The 1,973-nt window shown below is 60.2% G+C and carries 2 protein-coding genes and 1 pseudogene; all 3 read left to right on the top strand.

The window, feature by feature from the left end; genetic code table 11:
- Positions 1 to 248 (top strand): annotated as a pseudogene (locus WBV42_RS14580) (hypothetical protein); the annotation flags it as partial.
- The gene (locus WBV42_RS14575; protein ID WP_423986677.1) at positions 245 to 1,132 is read left to right on the top strand and encodes a hypothetical protein; all 888 of its coding nucleotides are present in this window, start codon (positions 245 to 247) and stop codon (positions 1,130 to 1,132) included. The pseudogene WBV42_RS14580 and the gene WBV42_RS14575, both read left to right, overlap by 4 nt.
- Positions 1,133 to 1,192: 60 nt before the next feature.
- A partial coding sequence (locus tag WBV42_RS14570) for an MFS transporter (protein ID WP_423986676.1) occupies positions 1,193 to 1,973 on the top strand: 781 nt, incomplete at its 3' end.

The following is a 1,973-nucleotide window of genomic DNA, read 5'->3' as shown; positions in this document are numbered from 1 at the left end:
TCCTATCCGAACTCGGCCTCCTCGCCATGCTCGTCGGGCCATCGCTCGCGCTCGACCGTCCGCGCTGGCGGGTACTCGTCACGAGCGTCGTCGCCCTTGCACTCGGTGGCTGTACACTGGCGATCGTTCGGTGGAGTGACCGGCTCTGGCAACCGCTGGTCTTTCTCGTGGTCGTGTTCGCCATCGGCTCGTATGGACTGCATCGGTACGAACGCATCGCGCTCGGACTCGTCGAGGACAACCCATGAGTGAGAACGTTACCCCATCAATGACGAACGGAGATGACGACCAGCAGGAGATGTCGGAACCGCCATCGGACCCCGACCTCACCGCTCGACTTGAACTGCTCTCGGAGGAAAACAATCGGCTCCGCGCCGAATACCGTCGCGCACGGCAGACGAGCTATCGCCGAACGGCGCTCGCGATGGCCGTCATCGGGGCGCTCGTTGCCGTCGGTGGACTGTTGGTGCCCACGTCACGAACCGTCCTCTTCGCCCTCGCCGGAACCGGTCTGTTCGGGGCCGTGCTCATCTACTTTTTGACGCCCGAACGGTTCGTCTCGGCGGCGGTCGGTGAGCGCACGTATGCCGCCCATGCGGCAATCGGCGACGAACTGATTGAGTCCCTCGGCCTCTCCGAGACAAACGTCTATCTCCCGGCCGGTGACTCGACCGACCCGAATGCGGGCGTCCGTCTCTTCGTTCCACATCACCGAGAGTACGAGGTGCCCTCGGAGGATGAGGCGGACACGCTGTTCGTCGTGACGGACGACGAGCGCCAGCGAGGCGTGGCCGTTCCACCGACAGGAGCAGGCCTGTTCCACGAATACGAGTCGATGGTGGACGACACCGCGGACGATATCCCCGACCTCGCCGACGAACTCGCGGACGCGCTCGTTGAAGGGTTCGAACTCGTCGGAAGCGCGACTCCCGAAGTGGACGTGAAGAACGATACTATCAACATCCGTATCAGCGACAGTCGATACGGTCCGGTCGATCGTTTCGACCATCCCGTTGCATCGTTCATTGCGGTGGGTGCCGTGAACGCGACCGGACGGCCCGTCACGCTCGAAACGACACGTGACCCGGAGAAGTCGAATTCGGGCATCGTGCAAATCGAGTTGTTGAACTGAGGAGTATGCTGCCAGTAGCCACATGATACTGACCCACGTCGGATGCGATGAATGGCGAATATGACGGAGGACGGACCACGGTCGATCTTTCGAACACCGGCGTTCATCGCCACCGCTCTCTCGTTCGGTCTTTTTGGTTTTATTACCGGCATTTGGGAAGTGTTGCTGGCCGACCTTCGGACATCCCTCTCGCTTTCGCCTGGCGCGTTGGGCGTCGTTCTCACCGTCGGCGTGCTCGCCGCGATACCGGCGATGCTCGTCGGCGGCCGGATCGTTGACCGATTCAGTCCGCGCGTTCTCATCGGCATCGCCGGATTCGTGATGGGCGTGGCGATACTCGGAATCTCACAGGCCCGTAGCTATTGGTTTCTCGCCGGAACCTTTCTGCTCTATTTCGCTGCGAACAGCGCGTTCGACGTTGGTATCAACGCTGCTGGTATTGACGTCGAACAGGCGAATGGCCAGCGGATTATGACCTACTTTCACGCGGCCTATAGTGCATTTGCAGCGATCAGCGCGTTACTGGCAGGAATTTTGCTGACCGCTGACGTATCGTTCAGACTCATCTACATCGGGTTGGCTATCGCGGTCGCGCTCATCGCAATACTGTTCTTCGTGACCCGTTCGCTTCCGGAACGTCACCGAACCCGGAACGAAACCGAAGCGGCCGGCGATCAGCGAAGCCTCTTTCTGAATTTTGCCATCGTGCTCATAGCTGGAATCGTCTTTCTCAGCTATTTTGCGGAGGGGACCATCGAAAATTGGTCGGCTATCTATCTGCGGTCATGGCTAACCCTTCCCGCGATCATTGGCGCTTCCGGTGTCGCTTTGTTTCACGCTG

The organism is Haladaptatus sp., assembly GCF_049589095.1.
Taxonomy (GTDB): domain Archaea; phylum Halobacteriota; class Halobacteria; order Halobacteriales; family Haladaptataceae; genus Haladaptatus.
Note: the sequence above shows the minus strand (reverse complement) of the source record. Positions and strands in the feature narration are given on the sequence as shown.